Origin of the sequence: Klebsiella michiganensis (assembly GCF_015139575.1) — a bacterium.
Classification (GTDB): Bacteria; Pseudomonadota; Gammaproteobacteria; order Enterobacterales; family Enterobacteriaceae; genus Klebsiella; species Klebsiella michiganensis.
The window spans coordinates 3651988-3673448 of the sequence record NZ_AP022547.1 but is presented as its reverse complement, the minus strand read 5'-3'; the positions used below and the strand labels follow the sequence as shown (position 1 = coordinate 3673448).

Genomic DNA, 21461 nt, shown 5'->3' with positions numbered 1-21461 from the left:
TTAAGACTCCAGGGCAATCCAGATAGTTTTCAGTTCAGTGAATTTTTCCAGCGCGTGCAGGGACTTATCGCGCCCGTTGCCGCTCTGCTTATAGCCGCCGAAGGGCACGGTCATATCGCCATCGTTGTAGTTGTTCACAAAGACGGAGCCGGCTTTCAGACGGCGGCTGACGCGGTGAGCGCGGGAGAGATCGCGGGTCCAGACCGCCGCGCCGAGGCCGTAGCGGCTGTCGTTGGCCAGCGCCAGCGCCTGCTCTTCGGTTTTAAAGCGGGTCACCACCAGCACCGGGCCGAAGATCTCCTCCTGGCTGAGGGCGGAGGCGGGGTCGACGTCGACGAAGATGGTTGGGCCGACCGCCGCGGGCCACGGATTTTTACGTCCATCCAGCAGCAGCGTGCTGTGCGCTTCGCCGGCGCGAATGAAGCTGTGGACGCTATCGGCGTGGCTATTGTCGATCAGCATGCCCATGGTGGTATTCGGGTCGAGTGGATTGCCAGGCTGCCAGCCCTTTGCCTGCTCTTTTAGCAGGTCGAGAAAGCGGTCGGCGATGCTCTCCTCAAGCAGCAGACGGGTACCGGCGATACAGACCTGGCCCTGATTGTAGAAAATACCGCCGGCGGTGGCGTTAACTGCTTTTTGCAGGTCCGGGCAGTCGGCAAAGACGATATTGGCGCTTTTACCGCCCGCCTCCAGCCAGACGCGCTTCATATTGCTGTCGCCCGCGTCTTTCAGCAGCTGTTTACCGGTGCGGGTGGAGCCGGTAAAGGTGATGACTTCAACGTCATGATGCTGCGCCAGCGCCTGACCGGCCTCATGGCCGAAACCGCTCACCACGTTGAATACGCCGTCCGGCAGCCCGGCCTGTTTCGCCAGGCCCGCCAGGCGCAGAGCGGTAAGCGGGGATTTTTCCGACGGCTTAAGCACCACGCTGTTGCCGGACGCCAGCGCCGGGCCAAGCTTCCAGCAGGCCAGCAGCAGCGGAAAATTCCACGGCACCACCGCCGCAATCACGCCAATCGGTTCGCGGACGATCATGGCCAGTTCGTTGCCGCCGGTGGGGGCGACTTCGCCGTACACTTTATCGATGGCTTCGGCGTACCAGCGGATCGCGCGGGCGGCGCCGGGGACATCGTCGCGCAGGCTGTGGCGAATCGGTTTACCGGTGTCGAGGGTTTCCAGCAGCGCCAGCTCTTCGCGATGGGCTTCCATCAGGTCGGCGAATTTATGCAGCACCGCTTTGCGCTGGGCAGGGGAGGCCTGCGACCAGTCGCCGCGATCGAAGACGCCGCGGGCGGCCTGGACCGCGCGCTCGACGTCGGCCTTTTTGCCGCGCGCGACCTCGGCGAGCGTCTGCTGGGCGGTAGGGTCGACGGTGGCGAACACGCTATTATCGGCGGCGGCGCTGTATTCGCCGTTAATAAATAGCCGCGTTTCAATCGCGATATTGTTTGCTTTTTCTTGCCAGTAAGCCAGGTTGTGAAAATCCATCATGACTCCTTAATGACATAATCGGAAAAATAAAAAAGTGGTGATTTCAGACCCTCAGGGCGCAGGGCGTCCCCGGGGTTGAGTACCGTTTAAATTGCCCATTAACAGGCGTGAATTATCCGGGGCCAGCGGAATAAGTCTTTCCGCATTGCGCAAGGTGAACTGCGTTATCTTCGCGCCGCCGGAGTTCGCCTCCGGCGGCGCAGGCCTGAAGAAAGCCTGAGAAAACCTCAGGCTAAAAAATCAGAATGTGGTGGGGGTATGGGCGCTGATAATTCGGCAGATACCCGCCGAGGTGTTGCTGAAGCTATGCGGTATGCCGGTGTTAATGGCATAGCTTTGCCCAGCCACCAGATGATACGCCTGACCGTTGATGGTCAGCACGACTTCACCTTCCAGTATGGTGCCTATCTCCTCACCCTGATGCTTGATCCTCTCCCCGGTTGTGGTTCCAGGCTGGTACGTTTCAAAAATCATCGCCAGCGTGCGGTTCGGATTACCATTATGAACCAGCTTCATCGACACCCCCTGACTGCCGATTTCAATCAGATCGTCCTGATTGATAACCACCTGCGGTTCAGCCGGTTTTTCTGGTTCAGAAAAGAATTCCGAGAGCGACAGCCCGTAGACTTTCAGCAGCTTTTGCAGCGTACTGATCGCAGGACTGACTTTGTCCTGCTCTATGGTGCTGATGGCACTATGTGTTAACCCAGACAGTTCGGCGGCACGACGCTGTGAGAGACCCAGCTGTTGGCGGATCTCTGACAGACGTTTCCCTGGCGCCAGTCCGTCATCGCTCATATTTGCATTTCCTTAACGGTAGTGGTCAGAGTCGCTGTTTTTCAGCAACATATACCCGTCATACTTCAAGTTGCTTGTGCGTTGGCTTTGCTCGCTCACCCCAGTCACTTACTCCAGTAAGCTCCTGGGGATTCCCTCACTTGCCGCCTTCCTGCAACTCGAATTATTTTGGCTATAGCTCTGACAGGCGGTGATAAAACCTTCAAACAACATTCGCGACAGGGCGTATTCGCTACTGTTCCATTCAGGATGCCACTGCACGCCGAGGGCGAAAGGGTGGTCGTTAACGCTGACCGCTTCCACCAGCCCGTCCGGAGAACGCGCCTCCACGCGCAGCCGTGGACCCGTCGTTTTTGCTCCCTGCCCGTGTAACGAGTTTACCCAAAACGTGTTGCAGCCCGGTATTAACTGAGAAAGTAATCCTCCTTCCTGAACCTGAACTTCATGCGAGGGCGCATATTGCTGCTCGACGGGAAGTTCGGGGTCTTCGCGGTGTTCAAGAAGCTCAGGCTGCTCGAACAGACGACGATACAGAGTCCCGCCGGTGGCGACAACCAGTTCCTGTAGTCCACGGCAGATGGCGAAAATGGGGATGCGCCTTTCGAGCGCGGCGTCGATCAGCGCCATGCTCAGAAGATCACGCCCGGGATCGGCGTCAGGCTCATCGCCGTTTTCACCATAGAGGTGCGGCTGTACGTTGCTCGGGCTGCCGGGCAGATAAATGCCGTCCAGTTTCGGCAGTAGCGCAGAAAGCAGTTCCGGCTCGGCCAGCGCGTGCGGCAGGGCAATCGGCACGCCGCCGGCGTTCACAATCGCGTTCAGGTACTTCTCTTGCAGAGTCTGGGTCTGGTGACCCTTAAGCCTGTTTCGACACATCACCACGCCAATAACTGGCTTGTACATTATATTTTCCATGATCGCCCTCACAAAGTGGACTAAATTATGACCGGATTAGCGGGTAAAACGGCCATTTCGTTCAATATTTTCTCAATCTAGCAGTGGATATAGCCCTTTGCAAACTTAATTTAACATTTGACAAACAATTTGTTTGCATACACATTCGAAGGGTGGACATTATATTTAACAGTGCCATTCAGGGTCCGAAACTAAAACAACGGCGGTGAATCATGGAAACCAATATCGTAGAAGTTGAGAATTTTGTTCAGCAGTCGGAAGAGAGACGGGTCAGCGCATTCACCTGGGAAGTGAAGCGCTACCTCGAGCGTTACCCCAATACGCAATACGTTGATGTGCTGCTAACCGACCTGAACGGCTGCTTCCGCGGTAAGCGGATCCCGGTGTCCAGCCTGAGCAAGCTGGAGAAGGGGTGCTATTTCCCGGCTTCGGTGTTTGCGATGGATATTCTCGGCAACGTGGTGGAAGAGGCGGGGCTCGGCCAGGAGATGGGCGAACCGGACCGCACCTGCGTGCCGGTGCTGGGAACCTTAACCCCGTCTGCGGCGGACCCGGAATACATTGGTCAGGTTCTGCTGACCATGGTTGATGAAGATGGCGCTCCCTTTGACGTTGAGCCGCGGAACGTGCTGAACCGGCTCTGGCAGCAGCTGCGCCAGCGCGGGCTGTTCCCCGTGGTAGCGGTAGAGCTGGAGTTCTATTTACTTGACCGCAAGCGCGACGCGGAAGGTTACCTGCAGCCGCCGTGCGCGCCGGGAACCGGCGATCGCAATACCCAAAGCCAGGTTTACTCCGTCGACAACCTCAACCACTTTGCCGACGTGCTTAACGAAATCGATGAGATCGCCCAGCTCCAGCTGATCCCCGCCGACGGCGCGGTGGCGGAAGCCTCTCCCGGCCAGTTTGAAATCAACCTCCACCATACCGATAACGTGCTCGACGCCTGCGATGATGCGCTGGCGTTAAAACGTCTCGTGCGTTTGATGGCGGAGAAGCATAAGATGCACGCCACTTTTATGGCGAAACCCTATGAAGAGCACGCCGGTAGCGGGATGCATATCCATATCAGCATGCAGAACAACAAAGGCGAGAACGTGCTGGCGGACGCGGACGGCGAAGATTCCGCGATGTTAAAACGCGCGCTCGCCGGGATGATTGACCTGATGCCGGCGTCGATGGCGCTGCTGGCGCCGAACGTGAACTCGTATCGTCGTTTCCAGCCGGGAATGTACGTGCCGACCCAGGCGTCGTGGGGGCACAACAACCGGACGGTGGCGCTGCGCATTCCGTGCGGCGATCGGCACAATCACCGCGTCGAGTATCGCGTGGCCGGGGCGGACGCCAACCCGTATCTGGTGATGGCGGCGATTTTTGCCGGCATCCTCCACGGTCTGGATAATCCGCTGCCGTTACAGGAAGAGGTGGAGGGCAACGGCCTCGAGCAGGAGGGGCTGCCGTTCCCGATTCGCCAGAGCGATGCGCTGTGGGAGTTTATGCAAAACGATCATCTGCGCGAGCGGCTTGGCGAACGCTTCTGCCACGTTTATCACGCCTGTAAAAATGACGAATTACTGCAGTTTGAGCGTCTGATCACAGAAACTGAAATCGAGTGGATGTTGAAAAACGCCTGATTTTCGCCCCGCGAGGGGCGCTTTAGCATTATCACGAGTAGCATCATGCGGCCTGAGCGGAGCCTGGTCGGACGTTTTTGCTGGGAGCCCAGCCATTCCCGGATGTCGCGTTAAGGAGCGCAGGCGGCAACGGGGCTTCAGTTAACGACACAGTGTGTAACGAGGTAGGAAATGATGCAGATGTTTAAATATCCGCAGGGAGAAGGGGGCCGTCATGGCCGCATGGAATGCGTCGCCACCGCCGCTCGTCGGTTCTTTTTACCTTTTGATTTGCCATTAACCCCGTTGCGAAGCAGGTTGGTTTCCCGGTCTCTACGACCGCAAACCCAGGTGTGCAGCGGGGGAAATGGCTATGTCTATTAATCCCTCTCTCGATAACGCCTCCGGGGCGGAAAAACCGCGCCTGCGCAAGTCTCTCAAGCTGTGGCAGGTGGTGATGATGGGCCTCGCCTATCTGACGCCGATGACGGTTTTCGATACTTTCGGCATCGTCTCCGGCATCAGCAACGGCCACGTCCCGGCGTCCTATCTGCTGGCGCTGGCCGGGGTGCTGTTTACCGCCATCAGCTACGGCAAGCTGGTGCGCCAGTTTCCGCAGGCGGGTTCGGCCTATACCTATGCGCAGAAGTCGATCAGCCCGCACGTCGGTTTTATGGTGGGCTGGTCATCGCTGCTGGATTATCTATTCCTGCCGATGATCAACGTGCTGCTGGCGAAGATTTATCTTTCCGCGCTGTTTCCGGACGTGCCGCCCTGGGTGTGGGTGGTGACGTTTGTGGCTATTCTCACCGCGGCGAACCTGAAAAGCGTCAACCTGGTGGCGAACTTCAACACCCTGTTCGTGCTGGTGCAGATCTCGATTATGGTGGTCTTTATCGTGCTGGTGGTGCAGGGGTTGCATAAAGGGGAAGGGGTGGGCACCGTCTGGTCGCTCCAGCCGTTTATTAGCCAGAATGCGCACCTGATCCCGATCATTACCGGGGCGACGATAGTCTGCTTTTCGTTCCTCGGTTTCGATGCGGTGACCACGCTTTCCGAAGAGACGCCGGACGCCGCGCGGGTGATCCCGAAGGCCATCTTCCTTACTGCGGTCTACGGTGGGGTGATTTTTATCGCCGCCTCGTTCTTTATGCAGCTCTTTTTTCCCGATATTAGCCGTTTTAAAGACCCGGACGCGGCGCTGCCGGAGATCGCCCTCTACGTTGGCGGCAAGCTGTTCCAGTCGATTTTCCTGTGCACGACGTTTGTGAATACCCTGGCCTCAGGCCTGGCTTCGCACGCCAGCGTGTCACGGCTGCTGTACGTCATGGGCCGCGATAACGTTTTCCCGGAGCGCATTTTCGGCTACGTCCATCCGAAATGGCGTACCCCGGCGCTGAACGTGATCATGGTGGGGATTGTCGCGCTGTCGGCGCTGTTCTTTGACCTGGTCACCGCCACGGCGCTGATTAACTTTGGCGCGCTGGTGGCGTTTACCTTCGTTAACCTGTCGGTATTTAACCACTTCTGGCGGCGTAAAGGTTTTAATAAAACCTGGAAAGATCGCTTTCACTATCTGCTTCTGCCGATGGTGGGCGCGCTAACGGTGGGCGTACTGTGGATTAACCTGGAGGCGACCTCGCTGACGCTGGGTCTGATATGGGCGGGCCTCGGGCTGCTGTATCTGACGTATCTGACCCGCCGCTTCCGCAAGCCGCCGCCGCAGTTTGACGGCGCCAAAGCGGAACAGGCCTGGGAATCGTAACGATTTTTTACGCAGACACAAAGGCAGGCGATTGAGCCTGCCTTCTTTTTTGTCATTCTCGTTTGAAATCAGGCGCTCGGGAGAGATAGCAGGGGCAGAAGGTAAGAATAGTGAGGACGTATTATTTCTTTTTCTTATGAGTTGGCAGCTGTGCAGAGCGCCGATCCTTCACATAGGAGACCAGGCTGAAGATGGCTACTCCCAGCAAAACCACCGCGACGATAAAGAGCAGGATACCTGACATAGATTAACCTAATGTTATGTTTAACATGAAGAAAAAATACCGTGATATCGAGATAATAGCATCGGGATATTTCTTAAAGATGACCCGATGAATCAGACGAGAATAGACTGCCAGCAATACACTGAAATTATTATTTACATGAATAAATGTGAAGAGTAAAGCAAAGGTGTGGTGAAAAAATGAACGGGTTACACTCGTTTAAGCGAATTTACAGACGAGAGCCCCCCAGGCTGCTACCCTTGGCCCGCTTAAATAGGGTTGAGAGTAATAAATGTTTAACAAGCATATCATCGGTCTTATTGGGCCGTTGTTGATTCTGACTTCATTCCATAGCCTGGCTGACGCCGGGCACCCGTCAATTCGTGAACGTATTGTCGAGCAGGTGTTAAAACCCTGCGAAGGAAAAAAAGCCGGCGATAAAGTGCTGATTGTCGACCATCGCGGCGGCAAGCATGCGGCTATCTGCACGCTGGCGGCGGTACCGCTACCGGAGTAACGCCCTCCCTCTCATTTCAGCCTCCCTTCGCTCTGGCGGAAAACGTATTTCTTTCCGCACTTTGCGAGCCATTGCCCGGAAAAATGTCATAAATTTGTCACAATTAAGGCGATGATAATCACTGACTGAGGATTAAGGGATGAGAAAAAGTCTACTCGCTGCCGCCGTGACCGGCGTTATTTTACTCTCCGCCGGCGTCCAGGCGCAGGAACAGGCGGCACCGGAAGGGTACCAGCTTCAGCAGGTGCTGATCATGAGCCGCCATAACCTGCGCGCGCCGCTGGCGAACAACGGCAGCGTGCTGGAGCAATCAACGCCGAAGTCCTGGCCTGAGTGGGATGTCCCCGGCGGCCAACTGACCACCAAGGGCGGGGTGCTGGAAGTGTATATGGGGCACTATATGCGCGAATGGCTGGCGCAGCAGGGGCTGGTGACCAGCGGCGAATGCCCGCCGGAGAACGCGGTCTACGCCTATGCCAATAGCCTGCAGCGCACCGTCGCCACCGCGCAGTTCTTTATCACCGGCGCGTTTCCCGGCTGCGGCGTGACCGTGCACCATCAGGAAAAAATGGGCACCATGGACCCGACGTTTAATCCGGTGATCACTGACGATTCCGCCGCGTTTAGCGAAAAGGCGGTGCAGGCGATGGAGAAAGAGCGGCAGGGGATGCAGCTGAGCGAAAGCTATAAGCTGCTGGAGGAGATGACCGACTACCGTAACTCCCCGTCCTGCAAAGAGAAGCAGCAGTGCTCGCTGAGCGACGCGAAAGATACCTTTAGCGCCAAATATCAGCAGGAGCCGGGCGTTTCCGGGCCGCTTAAAGTCGGCAACTCGCTGGTTGACGCCTTTACGCTGCAATATTACGAAGGTTTCCCGAAAGACCAGGTGGCGTGGGGCGAAATCGCCAGCGATAAGCAGTGGCAGGTGCTGTCGAAGCTGAAAAACGGCTATCAGGACAGTCTCTTCACCTCGCCGGAAGTGGCGCGCAACGTGGCTAAACCGCTGGTGAAATATATCGATAACGCGCTGGTGGGCGACGCGGCGAAAGCGGCGAAAGTCACGCTGCTGGTGGGGCACGATTCCAATATCGCCTCGCTGCTGACGGCGCTGGATTTTAAACCTTATCAGCTGCACAACCAGTACGAACGTACGCCCATCGGCGGCAAGCTGGTGTTCCAGCGCTGGCATGATAAGAGCGGCAATCGCGATTTGATGAAGATTGAGTACGTGTATCAAAGTACCGAACAGCTGCGCAATTCCGACGCGCTGACCCTGCAATCGCCGCCGCAGCGGGTGACGCTGGCGCTGAACGGTTGTCCGGTCGATGACAACGGCTTCTGCCCGATGGACACCTTTAAAAAGGCGATGGCCGAGGCCACGAAGTAGCAGAGTATAAAAAACCCGGAGCAATCCGGGTCTTGCTGCCGATGTTTAGCCTGGTCTTGTAGCCCGAACAGGCGCAACGCCCCGCCTCCGGGAAGCTCATGCAATAACTCCCGGAGGCGGTACTGCGTACCTGTCCTGGCTACACGTTCTTGCGTTCGATAGTTTGTTCGCCCCAGAACAGGGAGTCTTTGTCGGTTTTGGCGAAGGCGAGGGGCAGGACTTCATCGCTGCCTTCTTCCCAGATTTTCTCCGCCAGCTTTTCATCGTAATTGGCTAATTCAAAAATCGCCTCGGCAATTTCGGGAGACGTATTGCGCAGACTGGCCCATTCACCCACGCGGTGGGCCTTTGCTTCTTGATTCGGCATGCTTGTCCTCCTGCTGAAGATTAACCGTGTAATTTCACTGCCAGACCCGCAACGTGTTGCCCCTGATAGCGGGCAATGGCTAATTCTTCTTCACTTGGCTGGCGTGAGCCGTCGCCGCCGGCAATGGTGGTGGCGCCGTAAGGCGTGCCGCCGCGAACCTGCGAAACATCAAACAGCTCCTGGGCGCCGTAGCCAATCGGTACAATAATCATCCCGTGGTGGGCAAGCGTGGTCCAGGTCGAGGTGATGGTTTGCTCCTGACCGCCGCCGGTACCGGTTGAGCTGAATACGCTGGCCAGTTTGCCGTACAGCGCTCCGGACGCCCACAGGCCGCCGGTCTGATCGAGAAAGGTGCGCATCTGTCCGGACATATTGCCGAAACGGGTTGGGGTACCAAAGATGATGGCGTCGTACTCAGCCAGCTCCTGCGGCGTGGCGACGGGCGCGTTTTGCGTTTTCCCGCCTGCTTTGGCAAAAACCTCTGCCTGCATGGTTTCCGGCACGCGCTTCACGACCACTTCAACGCCATCTACCTTGTTTGCTCCTTCGGCGACGGCATGCGCCATGGTCTCAATGTGTCCGTACATGGAATAATAAAGCACCAGAATCTTAGCCATTTGCATCACTCCTCGGTTGCGTTATGAGCCAGCCAGTCGACTGGCTACCTTTAAAGATAAGACCTCTGGCGAAGAGTGCAAATGCAACAATCATTTATTTGATTTATAACAACATTGCTAACATTCAGGGCTGTTGCAAAAAGATACATCTTCAGCGGCGCCATTTTAGGCTGTCATAAGAGTCGCTTAGCGCGCGTCCGGCGCAATAGCGGCAGTTCTTATACAAAATCTATTTCAGAATGTGACGATATCCACCCGGCACGGCTTTCCTTCGCTAACCTTAAAAGCACGTGATACGCAACCCGTATCGCGGAGGCCAGAGCCTCGTGTTTCACCTAATGCAGCATGATGTCTAACCTAAATGGAGGTCAGTAATGGCAAACCATCGTGGCGGTGCCGGCAACTTTGCCGAAGACCGTGAAAGAGCATCAGAAGCAGGTCGTAAAGGTGGCCAGCATAGCGGGGGGAACTTTAAAAACGATCCTCAACGCGCTTCCGAAGCGGGCAAGAAAGGGGGCAAAAACAGTCATGGTAGCCGCGAAAGCTAGCGCGCCGGATTGTTGCTGATGGGGGTTAATCTCCCGGGCCCGACCCCATCACCCTCGCCGCCGACGTCACGTCGGCGGTTTTTTTTCCACTTTGCAGGTTCCGCTGAGCGGGAGGAACGCCCGGCTCGCGGCGTAAACGCCTTAACCGGGCTACGGGTTGACGCTGTTTTGTAGCCCCGGTAAGCGCAGCGCGACCGGGGATTTCCCGGTACGGGTCTGCTGGCGTCGCACGCTTTCATACCGGGGTGACGTTGGTTTGCCCGGCCTCACGCGGACGGCGGTTAAGCAGAGCGTGGAGCAGGATCGCGCCGAAGGTGGCCGTCCCGATGCCGCCGAGGGTAAAGCCGCCGAGCGAAAGCGCGAAGTCGCCCGCCCCCAGCACCAGCGTCACCGCCACCATAATCAGATTTGCGTTCTGGCTCAAATCCACGCGGTTCTGCACCCAAATTCGCGCGCCCGCGACGGCAATCAGGCCGAACACCACAATCGATGCGCCGCCGATCACCGGTCCCGGAATGGTATGGATCAGCGCGCCAAATTTCGGTGAAAACCCAAGCAGCATCGCAATCAGCGCCGCCGCGACGAAGACCAGCGTCGAGTACACTTTGGTGACCGCCATCACGCCGATATTCTCCGCGTAGGTGGTCACACCGCTGCCGCCAACCGAGCCGGAGAGCATTGTTGCCAGTCCGTCGCCGACGAACGCGCGGCCCATATACGGGTCCATATTGCGCCCGGTCATCCCGGCAACCGCCTTCAGGTGGCCGAGGTTTTCCGCCACCAGAATCACCGCCACGGGAGCGATCAGCATCATTGCCTGGCCGTTAAAGGTCGGGGCGGTCATCTGCGGCAAACCGAACCACGCCGCCTGCTCAAGCAGGCTAAAATCCAGCGGCTTGCCCAGCCCGAGGCCGTTGGCCAGCAGCGCGTACAGCGCGCAGGCGATAATCAGCCCGACGAGGATCAGCAGCCGCTGCAGCATCCCGCGGGTAAACACCGCGACCAGGCCGATGCACAGCACCGTCAGCACCGCCATCCAACCGTCGAACGGCGTTGCTGATACGCTGCGTACCGCGATGGGCGCGAGGTTAAGGCCTATCGCCATGACCACCGCGCCGGTGACTACCGGCGGCATCAGCCGCTCAATCCAGCGGGTGCCGATTTTCATCACCACCAGGCCAATCAGGGTATAAACCAGCCCGCAGAGGATAATGCCGCCCAGCGCGACGCTAAGGTGCGGGTTAAGCCCCTGGCCGTTGAAGCCGGTAACGGCGATGACCACGCCGACAAAGGCGGCGCTGGAGCCAAGGTAGCTCGGCACGCGCCCGCCGGTAACCAAAAAGAACAGCAGGGTGCCGATGCCGGACATCAGGATCGACAGATTGGGATCCAGCCCCATCAGGATTGGCATCAGAACGGTCGCGCCAAACATCGCCACCGCGTGCTGAACGCCCATCACCACGGTTTGCCCGACCGACAGCCGTTCATCGGGGGCCACGACGCCGGACGCGGCGGAGGGGGAGGTTAACTGCCAGCGAGGAAAATCGAAGAGAGCCATGATGAGATCCTGGGTTTAGGGTTAACAGGCTGGACGCATCAGCGTGTGGTAGCCGCGGTCGAACCACATCAGTCCGCGCGGTTCCGGATGGCGTACAATCGCCGCCACTTCGCAAAACAGGATGTCGTGAGTTCCGACGCTGACGATCTGGCTGATGCGGCAGTCGAAGCTGACCAGCGCCGCTTCCAGACGCGGACAGCCGGTCGCGCCGGTTTGCCAGTCGGCGGCGGCGAAGCGCTCCGCCATCGGCGTTTTACCGCCGAAAACGTTCGAGAGCTCTTCCTGGCCGGCCGCCAGGGTGTTGACGCACAGCGCCTGGTGCTGGCTGAAGATCGGCCACACCGAGGCGGAGCGATTCAGGCACACCAGCAGCGTGGGCGGCGCGTCGGTAACGCTGCAGACGGCGCTGGCGGTAAAGCCGGCGCGGCCTGCGGGACCATCGGTGGTGATGATGTTGACCGCCGCCCCGACGTGGGCCATGGCGTCGCGAAAGCTTTGTTTATCGGCAGTAGACATGCGGGCTCCTTATGCCAGCTGGCAGGCATCATCAAAAGGCAGACGCGGCAGGCGAGCGTACAGCTTGCCGGGATCGCCGTAGCCAATGTTAATCAGCAGGTTGCTTTTCCAGGCGCCGTCGGCAAAAAACGCCGCATCGACTTTTTCGCGGTCAAAGCCCGACATGGGGCCGGTGTCGAGGCCCAGCGCGCGGCAGGCGAAAATCAGGTACGCCGCCTGCAATGAACCGTTGCGAAAGGCGGTCTCTTCCACCATCTGCGGGCTGGAGGTAAACCAGCTGCGGGCGTCGCCGTGAGGGAACAGCTCCGGCAGCCGGTCATAGAACGCGCTGTCCCAGGCGACGATAGCGGTGACCGGCGCCTGCAGGGTCTTCGCAACGTTGCCGCTCGACAGAGCCGGGCGCAGCTTCTCTTTGCCTTCCGGTGTGCGGATGAAAACGAAGCGCGCCGGGGAGCAGTTAGCGGAGGTCGGTCCCATTTTCAGCAAGGCGTAGATTTCACGCAGCTGCTCGTCGCTGACCGGCCTGTCCAGCCAGCCGTTGTGGGTTCGGGCCTCGGTAAACAGCGCGGCGCAGGCGGCCGGGCTAATGGCTTCGCTCATAGGTTCTCCTGGGGGACGGGCAGCATTGCGGCCAGCCCATCGCATAAAATAGGGTTAAAGGTGGCGGTATCGGTGACGTTGCAGGCGTGGCCGCCCCAGGCCATTTCCGCCAGCTGGCTGCCGGGGATTGCCGCCTGCAGCACGCGGGAGCAGGAGGCCGGGACCAGCAGATCGTCAGCGGCGCTGATAATCAGCGTCGGGCAGGTTATCGCTGCCGCCCGCCGCGAAAAATCGGCCTGCTTGAGGGCGTTCAGCCTTTTCAGTAAATTCTCTTTGCCCTGGAAATGGCTGATGGCGAGCGCGTCTTCGGCCTCCAGCCGCGGCAGGCGAGAAGCCATCCACTCCGCCGGATAGAGGAACAGCGGCTGCGCTTCTACCCACGCCTGCGCGCCGCCCGCGTGCAGCAGGCGTTCGCGCACCAGAAAGCAGCGGCGGGTATGCGGGGAGAGCGTCAGCCAGCCGTTCACCAGCACCAGGGCGCTTATCGCTTCGGGATGGTCCAGCGCCAGCTGCAGACCGATCAGCGCGCCCAGGGCGTGACCGACCAGCGCAAAACGCACAATCCCCGCCGCCTGCAGCGCTGCGTTAAGCTCCTGCGCCATGGCCGCCATGCTGTAGCCGACGGGCAGCGGGCCGCCGTTTTCACCGGTGCCGTTATGGTCATAGCTCACCAGCTGATAGTGCGGTTCGAGCGCCGCCCGCTGCGGTAGCCAGTAGCCGCCCGCGCCGCCGAGCCCGGCGCTCAAAACCACCACCGGCGCGCCCGGATAAGGCGCCGGGGAGACATTTAGCTTCATCATGCCGGCTTCCCGATATGCGCGACGGTGGCTATTTCCACCAGCGCATCGGGCTTCACCAGCCCGCACTGAATGCAGAAACGCGCCGGTTTGTCGCCGGGGAAGAACTCCGCGTAGACCTCATTAATCGCGGCGTAGTTTTTCCAGTCGGTGATAAAGATGCTGTTGAAGGTCACATCCGCCATACTGCCCCCCGCCGTCTCGATAACGCTCTTGATGGTTTCCAGCACGTGGCGGGTTTGCGCCTTTGGGTCGCCGATATAAACCACGTTGTTTTGCTTATCGAACGGCAGGGTGCCGGAGACGTAAACCACGCCGTCGGCCAGCGTGCCCGGGACAAACGGGGCGATAGGCGTAGTGGTGCCTGGCGGAATAATCACCTGTTTAGGCATAACGTTTCTCCTCGGAAAAGGCGCGCGGCGCGGCGGGCTCAAGGGCGGTACAGAAGCTGGCGACATCGCTGACCCAGCCAAAGAAGGTTTCGATATTGAACAGCGCCGCCTGCTGGGCGAACGCCGGACCGGCCTGATGGGTGGCGTCTTCCAGCACGATACCGAAATACTCGAGGAAGAAGCCGTCGCGCAGGGTCGATTCCACGCAGACGTTGGTGGCAATACCGGTAAAGATCAGATGGCGGATGCCGCGGCTGCGCAGAATGCTGTCGAGCGCGGTGTTAAAGAAGCCGCTGTAGCGCGGTTTCGGCAGCACGATATCGCCGGGCTGCGGCTTAAGCTGATCGACCAGCTGATAGTCCCAGCCGCCTTTCGCCAGCAGCTTGCCCTGCAGCTCCGGGTTCTTTCGCATGGTTTTCAGCGCGTTGGATTTATGAAAATTCGGCGAACCGGGGCCGCCGGCCTCCACGTACTGGTCGTCCCAGCCGTTCTGGAACCAGATAATCAGCATCCCGGCGGCGCGCGCGGCGGCCACGGCGACGTTGATATTGTCGATAACCGGGCGGGTGGCGGAAACGTCAAATCCGGCGAGGTCGAGATAGCCGCCCTGGCTGGCGTAGGCGTTCTGCATATCGACAACGATCAGCGCGCTCTGCTGCGGCGCAAAGGTCAGGGATTCCGGGCGAGCGGGCAGGGTAATCATCAGGCAACCTCTTGAGTCATGGTGGCGATATGGTCGCGGCAGCGCATCAGCGGCTGAATGCGCTGACCAAAGGCTTCGATACCGATAAGGAAATCATCAAACGTCAGCAGCACGCCGTCGGTGCCGGGGACCGCCGCCACTTCGTCGAGCATGCGGGCGACGCTGGCGTAAGAGCCGACAAGGGTGCCCATATTGATGTTGACCGCCGAGGTGGGATCGGCCATCTGGCGCACGTTGGTGTCGCTGCCGGAGCGGGTGTCTTTCTGGCTCTGTTCGGTAAGCCACGCCAGCGCTTCGTCATCGGCGCCGGCTTTGTAATGCTCCCATTTGGCGCGGGCCGCCTCGTCGGTTTCGTCGGCAATCACCATAAACAGGACGTAGGAACCGACGTCGCGGCCGGTTTTTTCCGCCGCCTGCATCATGCGCGCGGCGGTGGGGGCAAAGGCGGCAGGGGTGTTCACGCCTTTACCGAAGCAGAAGTTGTAGTCAGCGTGTTGGGCGGAGAACGCCATACCGGCGTCGCTTTGCCCGGCACAGATCACTTTCATCGGCTGCGACGGCTGCGGGCTGACGCGGCAGTCGTTCATCGTGAAGTAGTCGCCTTTAAAGTCGCTGCGCCCGGTTCCCCACAGGTCGCGCAGGACCTGGACATATTCGGTGAGATAGTCGTAGCGGCTGGCGAAGTAGTCGTCGCCCGGCCAGATGCCCATCTGCTCGTATTCCGGCTTTTGCCAGCCGGTGACCAGATTGACGCCAAAGCGGCCGCCGGAGATAGAGTCGATAGTCGAGGCCATGCGCGCGACGATCGCCGGGGGTAGCGTCAGCGTGGCGGCGGTGGCGTAGATCTGAATGCGCGAAGTGACGGCCGCCAGTCCGGCCATCAGGGTGAAGGACTCCAGATTATGATCCCAGAATTCGGTCTTGCCGCCGAAGCCGCGCAGTTTAATCATCGACAGCGCGAAATCGAAGCCGTAGTGTTCGGCTTTTTGCACGATGGCCTTATTGAGCTCAAACGTCGGCATGTACTGGGGAGCATGGGTGGAAATCAGCCAGCCGTTATTACCAATCGGAACGAAGACACCAATTTTCATACCTACCTCTCTGCATGTCGTTGAACAAGAAGGCGCGGCGCTGCATCCTGCATCTCCCTCAATCACCTCGCCTGAAAGATAAAGCAAAGGCGATGCCAGTTTTGCAAAGGCTAATGTTATTAAGGTGTTGCTGGATGGTTGCTGAAAATAGCAGCAATAAAAGTGGACTGAATGGTCAAAATCGGTGCACGAAAAAACCGCAGTCGTGCGCAATCAGGGTGCAGAGAGTCGTGTCGGCGCTGGGCTTTTGCTATGCTGATGGCGTGAAAAGAAGGAGATAACGAATGGCACAGGGCGGCGTGAAAAAGATCGGCAAACGCTCACAGGCGGTGAGCGCGAAAAAAGAGGCTATCCTGGCCGCCGCGCTGGACGCGTTCTCGCAGTTTGGTATCCACGGTACCCGGCTTGAGCAGGTCGCCGAACTGGCCGGGGTATCGAAAACGAACCTGCTCTACTACTACCCGTCGAAAGAGGCGCTGTATATTGCCGTGCTGCAGCAGATTCTGGCTATCTGGCTGGCGCCGCTAAAGGCCTTTCGCGAAGATATCAGCCCGCTGGTGGCCATCGGCGAATATATCCGCCTTAAGCTGGAGGTTTCCCGCGATCACCCGCAGGCGTCAAGGTTGTTCTGCCTGGAGATGCTGCAGGGCGCGCCGCTGCTGATGGGCGAGCTGACCGGCGATCTGAAAGCGCTGGTGGATGAAAAGTCGGCGATTATTTCCGGCTGGGTCGAGAGCGGCAGGCTGGCGCCGGTTGACCCGCAGCATCTGATCTTTATGATCTGGGCGACCACACAGCATTACGCCGATTTCGCCACTCAGGTTGAGGCGGTAACCGGCGCGACGCTGCGCGATGAGGCGTTTTTTCAGCAAACCGTCGATAACGTCCAGCGGATGATTATCGAAGGGATTCGCGTACGTTAATTGGCGGGCGGCAGCGGGCAGCTCTGATCGCCATCCTCGCACTGCAGCAGCGAGGCGAGGAACGATTCGCGCTCGACGGTTTTATCGGACATGCACTGGTTGATCAGCATCGGCTGTACGCTGCCGCCTTCAGCGCCGGAGGCGAGGAATTGACAGTCGGCGTCGCGCAGGGCAATCCACGACAGCTGCGCTTTTTTCAGCAACTCCTGCTGCTTGCCGGAGGCGCGCTTCAGCGCTTCCTGGTACGTTTCATTTAGTTTTTTGTCGTCAGCCTGGTACCGCTCGGCGGTGCACTGGTTCATTTCCGTTTGATTGCTGGCGTTGCTGCATTCGTCCGCCAGCGCATGGGTGCTTGCCAGCAGCGCGGCAAAAGCGAGTAAAGTGCGTTTCATTGGTCAACTCCCATAAAAAAAGCTCCCGTCCGGGAGCCTTAATTAACCACAGCCTGCGTCTGGTGTCATTAGCTGACGTTGTGCCGTCTGCTTTCCCGGGGGCGGCGCAAAGCGCCTTGCCCGGGCTACTGATAGTGCGGGCTGTGGTTGGGTAGCCCGGGTAAGGCATCAGCCGCAACCCGGGAAACGGCTTAGCCAATCGTCATCAGGCTGGCGTTGCCGCCGGCCGCGGCGGTATTGACGCTGAGCGAACGTTCAATATAGAGGCGCTCCAGCAGCAGATTGCTCTCGCCGCGGGCGAAGCCCTGCACCGACACGATCGCGCCATCGCGCGCCGCCACCTGTTCGCACAGCTCCCGCAGCTGATCGGAATCGCCGTGGTAGATAACCGCATCGAAAGGCTCGGTCGTCAGGGTTTCCGCTTTGGCGAAGTGGATCCGCGCGCTGACCTCACGCGGCAGCTTTTTCGCCAGCTCGCGCTGCAGAGGGGCGTCCGGCCACAGCACTTCGCAGCCCACGGCGGTCACGCCCGCCAGCTGGGTGAGCGCGTCCTGCTCATTATCGGCCACGCACAGCACGCGGTCGCGCGGCATAAAGGTCAGGGTGTTGCGCTCGCCGGTTGGCCCCGGCAGCAGACGCTGGGTTCCGGCCTGCGCCTGCTCGCTGAACTGCTGGCACAAAGCCTGCAGCTCCGGGCGATCCGCCGCCCACAGCTGTAAAGCGACCAGCGGTTTTTCCAGCAGCGTCTTCAGCTGCGCGTCCAGCGGATACTCCGCGTCCTGGCGGGCGAGGGTAATCCCGACGGCGTTCTGCGGGCGGCTGGAGAGCAGTCGATACAGATACAGCGGGCCGCCGGCTTTTGGACCCGTACCCGACAGGCCCTCGCCGCCGAACGGCTGCACGCCGACCACGGCGCCGACCATATTACGGTTGACGTACAGGTTGCCGACGTTGGCGCTGCCGGTGACCTGAGCGATGGTTTCGTCAATACGGGTATGCACGCCGAGGGTCAGGCCGTAGCCGGAGGCGTTGATCTGTTTGACCAGCCCGTCCAGCTCGTTGCGGTTATAGCGCACAACGTGCAGCACCGGGCCGAAGACCTCTTTTTTCAGCTCATCGAAGCTGTCGAGCTCAATGAGCGTCGGCGGAACGAAAGTACCGCTGGTCCACTCGCGGGAATCTTCGCCGGTTTCGCGCACCGCCTGGAAGACTTTGCGCCCTTTGGCGCGCAGCGTCTGGATGTGGCGCTCAATATTCTCTTTGGCTTCGGCGTCAATCACCGGCCCGATATCGGTGGTCAGACGGCCCGGATTGCCCATCCGGCACTCGGCCATCGCGCCGCGCAGCATGGTCAGCGTATGATCGGCGATATCATCCTGCAGGCAGAGTACGCGCAGGGCGGAGCAGCGCTGCCCCGCGCTGTCGAACGCCGAGGCGAGCACATCGATCACCACCTGCTCGGTTAATGCTGAAGAGTCGACGATCATCGCGTTCATGCCGCCGGTTTCGGCGATCAGCGGCGTCGGACGACCCTGAGCATCCAGCCGGCTGGCGATATTGCGCTGCAGCAGGGTGGCGACTTCGGTTGAGCCGGTAAACATCACGCCGCGTACGCGCTCGTCGGAAGTCAGCGCGGCGCCGACGGTTTCCCCGCGGCCCGGCAGCAGCTGAATAACCCCCGGCGGTACGCCCGCTTCCAGCAGGATCGCCACGCCCTGAGCGGCGATGAGCGGCGTCTGCTCGGCCGGTTTTGCCAGCACGGTATTGCCTGCCGCCAGCGCGGCGGCAATTTGTCCGCTAAAGATCGCCAGCGGGAAGTTCCACGGGCTGATACAGACGACCGGGCCCAGCGGGCGATGGGTTTCGTTGTCAAAATCGTTGCGCACCTGTCCGGCGTAGTAGTGGAGGAAGTCCACCGCTTCGCGCACTTCGGCAATGGCGTTACTGAAGGTTTTCCCCGCTTCGCGCACCAGGATGCCCATCAGGGTCGGCATCTGGCCTTCCATCAGCACCGCGGCGCGTTCGAGGATCGCCGCGCGCTCCTGCGGCGGGGTGGCGAACCAGATTGGCGCGTTGTTAACCGCGCTGGTCAGCGCCTGCTGAACTTCGTCCTCGCTGGCTTCGCGCACGTAGCCGACGATATCTTTTGGCTCTGCCGGGTTCACGACCGGCTGCATTTCGCCTTCGGCCACCGGGTGCTCCAGCATCGGCAGCGCCTGCCATTTATGCAGCGCGCTGTTTAATAACGAGGAGGAGAGGGAGGCCAGACGATGCTCGTTGGCGAGATCCAGACCGGCTGAATTGCTGCGGTCTTTGCCGTAAAGGTCGCGCGGCAGCGGGATTTTCGGGTGCGGAAGACCCACCTGGCCCTCCTGCTGGGCCAGTTTTTCCACCGCGGCGACCGGGTCGGCAACCAGTTCATCCAGCGGCAGGGTGCTGTCGGCAAGCCGGTTCACGAACGAGGTGTTGGCGCCGTTTTCCAGCAGACGACGCACAAGGTAGGCCAGCAGCGTTTCGTGGGTGCCGACCGGCGCGTAGATACGGCACGGGCGGTTGAGTTTGCCATCGGCGACTTTACCGGTCACCTGCTCGTACAGCGGCTCGCCCATGCCGTGCAGGCACTGGAATTCGTACTGTCCCGGGTAGTAGTTCTGCCCGGCCAGCTGATAAATTGCCGCCAGGGTGTGGGCGTTATGGGTCGCGAACTGCGGATAGATCAGGCTCGGCACCGCCAGCAGCTTTTTCGCACAGGCCAGATAGGAGACGTCGGTGTAGACCTTGCGGGTATAGACCGGATAGCCTTCGAGACCGTCCATCTGCGCGCGTTTGATTTCGCTGTCCCAGTAGGCGCCTTTGACCAGACGAATCATCAGGCGGCGACGGCTGCGGGTCGCGAGGTCGATCAGGTAGTCAATCACGAACGGGCAGCGTTTTTGATAGGCCTGGATCACAAAGCCAATCCCGTTCCAGCCCGCCAGCTCCGGTTCAAAGCAGAGTTTTTCCAGCAGATCGAGAGAGATCTCCAGGCGATCGGCCTCTTCGGCGTCAATGTTGATACCGATATCGTACTGGCGCGCCAGCAGGGTCAGCGATTTCAGGCGCGGGTAAAGCTCTTCCATCGCGCGGTCGTACTGGGCGCGGCTGTAGCGCGGGTGCAGCGCGGAGAGCTTAATCGAAATGCCCGGTCCTTCATAAATGCCCCGTCCGTTGGAGGCTTTGCCGATGGCGTGGATCGCCTGCTGGTAGGAGACCATATAGGCCTGAGCATCGTCGGCGGTCAGCGCCGCTTCGCCCAGCATATCGTAGGAGTAGCGGAAGCCTTTGTCTTCCAGCTTGCGGGCGTTGGCCAGCGCTTCGGCGATGGTTTCGCCGGTGACGAACTGCTCGCCCATCAGGCGCATCGCCATATCGACGCCTTTACGAATCAGCGGTTCGCCGCTTTTGCCGATAATACGGTTCAGCGAGCGCGACAGGCTGGTTTCGTTGTGGGTGGAGACCAGCTTGCCGGTAAACAGCAGCCCCCAGGTGGCGGCGTTGACGAACAGCGACGGGCTGCGGCCGATATGCGACTGCCAGTTGCCGTTGCTGATTTTGTCGCGGATCAGGGCATCGCGGGTGGCTTTGTCGGGAATGCGCAGCAGCGCTTCCGCCAGACACATCAGGGCCACACCTTCCTGCGAGGAGAGCGAGAACTCCTGCAGCAGGCTCTGCACCATTCCGGCGCGGCCGCTGGCGGTTTTCTGATTGCGCAGCTTCTCCGCCAGCTGATAGGCGAGCTTGTGCGCCTGTTCGCCGAGAGTCTGCGGCAGGCGAGCCTGCTCCAGCAGCATCGGCACGGCGTCGGTTTCGGCCCAGCGCCAGGCGGCGGTGATCGACGCGCGGGAAACGGACTGCGGCAGGATCTGCTCGGCGAAATCGAGGAAGGGCTGATAAGGTTCGTCAGCCGGATGACCGGCTTCATCGCTTTCGTTCGCCGCGCCGGACAGCAGCGCCGGCAGCTCCGGCAGCGTCTCGTCGTTTTCCAGCTTTTCCAGATAGTTGAAAATGGCCTGTTTAATCAGCCAGTGCGGCGTGCGGTCAATACGGCTCGCCGCGGATTTAATGCGTTCACGCGTCGCGTCGTCAAGTTTTACACCCATGGTGGTGGTGCCCATGTCAGGAACTCCTGTAATAGAACGTCTTCGTGCCAAGATGAGGTTGCGTAGAAATATCTACCATGTTGCAACTTTGTGCAACCTTGTTAATTGAGAA

21 protein-coding genes are annotated in these 21461 nt (G+C 59.6%); 6 read left to right on the top strand and 15 right to left on the bottom strand.

All coding sequences use genetic code 11. The features are described from left to right. The 3 genes from puuC to puuD form a co-directional block, all read right to left on the bottom strand. Positions 1 to 1488: an aldehyde dehydrogenase PuuC gene (gene puuC, locus JLG71_RS17280; protein ID WP_064375684.1), complete on the bottom strand. Its 1488-nt coding sequence runs from the start codon at positions 1486 to 1488 to the stop codon at positions 1 to 3. Positions 1489 to 1731: 243 nt separating this feature from the next. Further along, complete coding sequence (gene puuR, locus JLG71_RS17275) at positions 1732 to 2289, bottom strand: HTH-type transcriptional regulator PuuR (protein ID WP_004849766.1); 558 nt, start codon at positions 2287 to 2289, stop codon at positions 1732 to 1734. Positions 2290 to 2397: 108 nt separating this feature from the next. Then, complete coding sequence (puuD, locus tag JLG71_RS17270) at positions 2398 to 3192, bottom strand: gamma-glutamyl-gamma-aminobutyrate hydrolase (RefSeq protein WP_224227188.1); 795 nt, start codon at positions 3190 to 3192, stop codon at positions 2398 to 2400. A gap of 224 nt (positions 3193 to 3416) precedes the next feature. Between puuD and puuA the strand changes: the two genes are divergently transcribed. Together puuA and JLG71_RS17260 are read left to right on the top strand one after the other, a co-directional pair. Further along, the gene (puuA, locus tag JLG71_RS17265; protein WP_004849770.1) at positions 3417 to 4835 is read left to right on the top strand and encodes a glutamate-putrescine ligase; all 1419 of its coding nucleotides are present in this window, start codon (positions 3417 to 3419) and stop codon (positions 4833 to 4835) included. A 352-nt stretch (positions 4836 to 5187) separates the two neighbouring features. Further along, positions 5188 to 6579: an APC family permease gene (locus JLG71_RS17260; protein ID WP_014228791.1), complete on the top strand. Its 1392-nt coding sequence runs from the start codon at positions 5188 to 5190 to the stop codon at positions 6577 to 6579. Between the two features lie 121 nt (positions 6580 to 6700). On the opposite strand, the gene JLG71_RS17255 is transcribed toward JLG71_RS17260, so the two are convergent. Beyond that, on the bottom strand, positions 6701 to 6823 hold the full coding sequence (locus JLG71_RS17255; protein ID WP_004849777.1) for a small membrane protein: 123 nt from the start codon (positions 6821 to 6823) through the stop codon (positions 6701 to 6703). Positions 6824 to 7094: 271 nt separating this feature from the next. On the opposite strand from JLG71_RS17255, the gene JLG71_RS17250 reads away from it, so the two are divergent. Beyond that, positions 7095 to 7319 (top strand): hypothetical protein, encoded by a 225-nt coding sequence (locus tag JLG71_RS17250; RefSeq protein WP_009653459.1) that lies wholly within the window; start codon positions 7095 to 7097, stop codon positions 7317 to 7319. A 139-nt stretch (positions 7320 to 7458) separates the two neighbouring features. Further along, positions 7459 to 8706, top strand: coding sequence for a bifunctional glucose-1-phosphatase/inositol phosphatase (gene agp / locus JLG71_RS17245; protein WP_064375686.1), 1248 nt, complete (start codon positions 7459 to 7461; stop codon positions 8704 to 8706). 139 nt (positions 8707 to 8845) lie between these two features. Here agp and JLG71_RS17240 read toward each other — a convergent pair whose 3' ends face one another. Together JLG71_RS17240 and wrbA are read right to left on the bottom strand one after the other, a co-directional pair. Next, positions 8846 to 9073, bottom strand: a complete 228-nt coding sequence (locus tag JLG71_RS17240; protein ID WP_004849783.1) for a YccJ family protein — start codon at positions 9071 to 9073, stop codon at positions 8846 to 8848. 20 nt (positions 9074 to 9093) lie between these two features. Then, positions 9094 to 9690, bottom strand: a complete 597-nt coding sequence (wrbA, locus tag JLG71_RS17235) for an NAD(P)H:quinone oxidoreductase (protein ID WP_004100968.1) — start codon at positions 9688 to 9690, stop codon at positions 9094 to 9096. Between the two features lie 374 nt (positions 9691 to 10064). Here wrbA and JLG71_RS17230 point away from each other — a divergent pair, with 374 nt between their 5' ends. Further along, positions 10065 to 10238: a con-10 family general stress protein gene (locus JLG71_RS17230; RefSeq protein ID WP_004131287.1), complete on the top strand. Its 174-nt coding sequence runs from the start codon at positions 10065 to 10067 to the stop codon at positions 10236 to 10238. A gap of 235 nt (positions 10239 to 10473) precedes the next feature. On the opposite strand, the gene rutG is transcribed toward JLG71_RS17230, so the two are convergent. Genes rutG through rutA form a run of 7 tightly spaced genes read right to left on the bottom strand, consistent with a single transcriptional unit; the run spans position 10474 to position 15895 of the window. Further along, on the bottom strand, positions 10474 to 11796 hold the full coding sequence (rutG, locus tag JLG71_RS17225) for a pyrimidine utilization transport protein G (protein WP_009653397.1): 1323 nt from the start codon (positions 11794 to 11796) through the stop codon (positions 10474 to 10476). Between the two features lie 21 nt (positions 11797 to 11817). Beyond that, positions 11818 to 12312: an NADH-dependent FMN reductase RutF gene (gene rutF, locus JLG71_RS17220; RefSeq protein WP_004849801.1), complete on the bottom strand. Its 495-nt coding sequence runs from the start codon at positions 12310 to 12312 to the stop codon at positions 11818 to 11820. Between the two features lie 9 nt (positions 12313 to 12321). After that, the gene (locus tag JLG71_RS17215) at positions 12322 to 12912 is read right to left on the bottom strand and encodes a malonic semialdehyde reductase (RefSeq protein WP_014228796.1); all 591 of its coding nucleotides are present in this window, start codon (positions 12910 to 12912) and stop codon (positions 12322 to 12324) included. Then, positions 12909 to 13712 (bottom strand): pyrimidine utilization protein D, encoded by an 804-nt coding sequence (gene rutD, locus JLG71_RS17210; RefSeq protein ID WP_025106249.1) that lies wholly within the window; start codon positions 13710 to 13712, stop codon positions 12909 to 12911. Before rutD ends, JLG71_RS17215 begins: the two co-directional genes overlap by 4 nt. Next, a complete protein-coding gene (gene rutC / locus JLG71_RS17205; RefSeq protein ID WP_004131297.1) occupies positions 13709 to 14101 on the bottom strand; it encodes a pyrimidine utilization protein C in 393 nt (130 codons plus the stop codon). The genes rutD and rutC overlap by 4 nt, the downstream gene beginning before the upstream one ends. After that, the gene (gene rutB, locus JLG71_RS17200; RefSeq protein WP_004849808.1) at positions 14094 to 14804 is read right to left on the bottom strand and encodes a pyrimidine utilization protein B; all 711 of its coding nucleotides are present in this window, start codon (positions 14802 to 14804) and stop codon (positions 14094 to 14096) included. Before rutB ends, rutC begins: the two co-directional genes overlap by 8 nt. Then, entirely contained in the window at positions 14804 to 15895 is a 1092-nt protein-coding gene (gene rutA, locus JLG71_RS17195) for a pyrimidine utilization protein A (protein ID WP_032749627.1), read from the bottom strand. The genes rutB and rutA overlap by 1 nt, the downstream gene beginning before the upstream one ends. 284 nt (positions 15896 to 16179) lie before the next feature. Here rutA and rutR point away from each other — a divergent pair, with 284 nt between their 5' ends. Beyond that, the gene (gene rutR, locus JLG71_RS17190) at positions 16180 to 16818 is read left to right on the top strand and encodes an HTH-type transcriptional regulator RutR (RefSeq protein ID WP_004849813.1); all 639 of its coding nucleotides are present in this window, start codon (positions 16180 to 16182) and stop codon (positions 16816 to 16818) included. Here rutR and JLG71_RS17185 read toward each other — a convergent pair. Beyond that, the gene (locus JLG71_RS17185) at positions 16815 to 17210 is read right to left on the bottom strand and encodes a lysozyme inhibitor LprI family protein (protein ID WP_014228800.1); all 396 of its coding nucleotides are present in this window, start codon (positions 17208 to 17210) and stop codon (positions 16815 to 16817) included. The two genes, rutR and JLG71_RS17185, sit on opposite strands and share 4 nt — an antisense overlap. Positions 17211 to 17401: 191 nt before the next feature. Beyond that, entirely contained in the window at positions 17402 to 21364 is a 3963-nt protein-coding gene (putA, locus tag JLG71_RS17180; protein ID WP_200913713.1) for a trifunctional transcriptional regulator/proline dehydrogenase/L-glutamate gamma-semialdehyde dehydrogenase, read from the bottom strand. Positions 21365 to 21461: the final 97 nt, after the last annotated feature.

Bases quoted from the DNA above. Each gene is read 5' to 3' on its own strand.
- rutD (WP_025106249.1), bottom strand. From the start codon at position 13,712: ATGATGAAGCTAAATGTCTCCCCGGCGCCTTATCCGGGCGCGCCGGTG.
- wrbA (WP_004100968.1), bottom strand. From the start codon at position 9,690: ATGGCTAAGATTCTGGTGCTTTATTATTCCATGTACGGACACATTGAG.
- JLG71_RS17230 (WP_004131287.1), top strand. From the start codon at position 10,065: ATGGCAAACCATCGTGGCGGTGCCGGCAACTTTGCCGAAGACCGTGAA.
- puuC (WP_064375684.1), bottom strand. From the start codon at position 1,488: ATGGATTTTCACAACCTGGCTTACTGGCAAGAAAAAGCAAACAATATC.
- JLG71_RS17215 (WP_014228796.1), bottom strand. From the start codon at position 12,912: ATGAGCGAAGCCATTAGCCCGGCCGCCTGCGCCGCGCTGTTTACCGAG.
- puuD (WP_224227188.1), bottom strand. From the start codon at position 3,192: ATGTACAAGCCAGTTATTGGCGTGGTGATGTGTCGAAACAGGCTTAAG.
- JLG71_RS17260 (WP_014228791.1), top strand. From the start codon at position 5,188: ATGTCTATTAATCCCTCTCTCGATAACGCCTCCGGGGCGGAAAAACCG.
- rutF (WP_004849801.1), bottom strand. From the start codon at position 12,312: ATGTCTACTGCCGATAAACAAAGCTTTCGCGACGCCATGGCCCACGTC.
- rutC (WP_004131297.1), bottom strand. From the start codon at position 14,101: ATGCCTAAACAGGTGATTATTCCGCCAGGCACCACTACGCCTATCGCC.
- JLG71_RS17255 (WP_004849777.1), bottom strand. From the start codon at position 6,823: ATGTCAGGTATCCTGCTCTTTATCGTCGCGGTGGTTTTGCTGGGAGTA.
- JLG71_RS17250 (WP_009653459.1), top strand. From the start codon at position 7,095: ATGTTTAACAAGCATATCATCGGTCTTATTGGGCCGTTGTTGATTCTG.
- puuA (WP_004849770.1), top strand. From the start codon at position 3,417: ATGGAAACCAATATCGTAGAAGTTGAGAATTTTGTTCAGCAGTCGGAA.
- putA (WP_200913713.1), bottom strand. From the start codon at position 21,364: ATGGGCACCACCACCATGGGTGTAAAACTTGACGACGCGACGCGTGAA.
- rutB (WP_004849808.1), bottom strand. From the start codon at position 14,804: ATGATTACCCTGCCCGCTCGCCCGGAATCCCTGACCTTTGCGCCGCAG.
- rutG (WP_009653397.1), bottom strand. From the start codon at position 11,796: ATGGCTCTCTTCGATTTTCCTCGCTGGCAGTTAACCTCCCCCTCCGCC.
- rutA (WP_032749627.1), bottom strand. From the start codon at position 15,895: ATGAAAATTGGTGTCTTCGTTCCGATTGGTAATAACGGCTGGCTGATT.
- agp (WP_064375686.1), top strand. From the start codon at position 7,459: ATGAGAAAAAGTCTACTCGCTGCCGCCGTGACCGGCGTTATTTTACTC.
- JLG71_RS17240 (WP_004849783.1), bottom strand. From the start codon at position 9,073: ATGCCGAATCAAGAAGCAAAGGCCCACCGCGTGGGTGAATGGGCCAGT.
- rutR (WP_004849813.1), top strand. From the start codon at position 16,180: ATGGCACAGGGCGGCGTGAAAAAGATCGGCAAACGCTCACAGGCGGTG.
- puuR (WP_004849766.1), bottom strand. From the start codon at position 2,289: ATGAGCGATGACGGACTGGCGCCAGGGAAACGTCTGTCAGAGATCCGC.
- JLG71_RS17185 (WP_014228800.1), bottom strand. From the start codon at position 17,210: ATGAAACGCACTTTACTCGCTTTTGCCGCGCTGCTGGCAAGCACCCAT.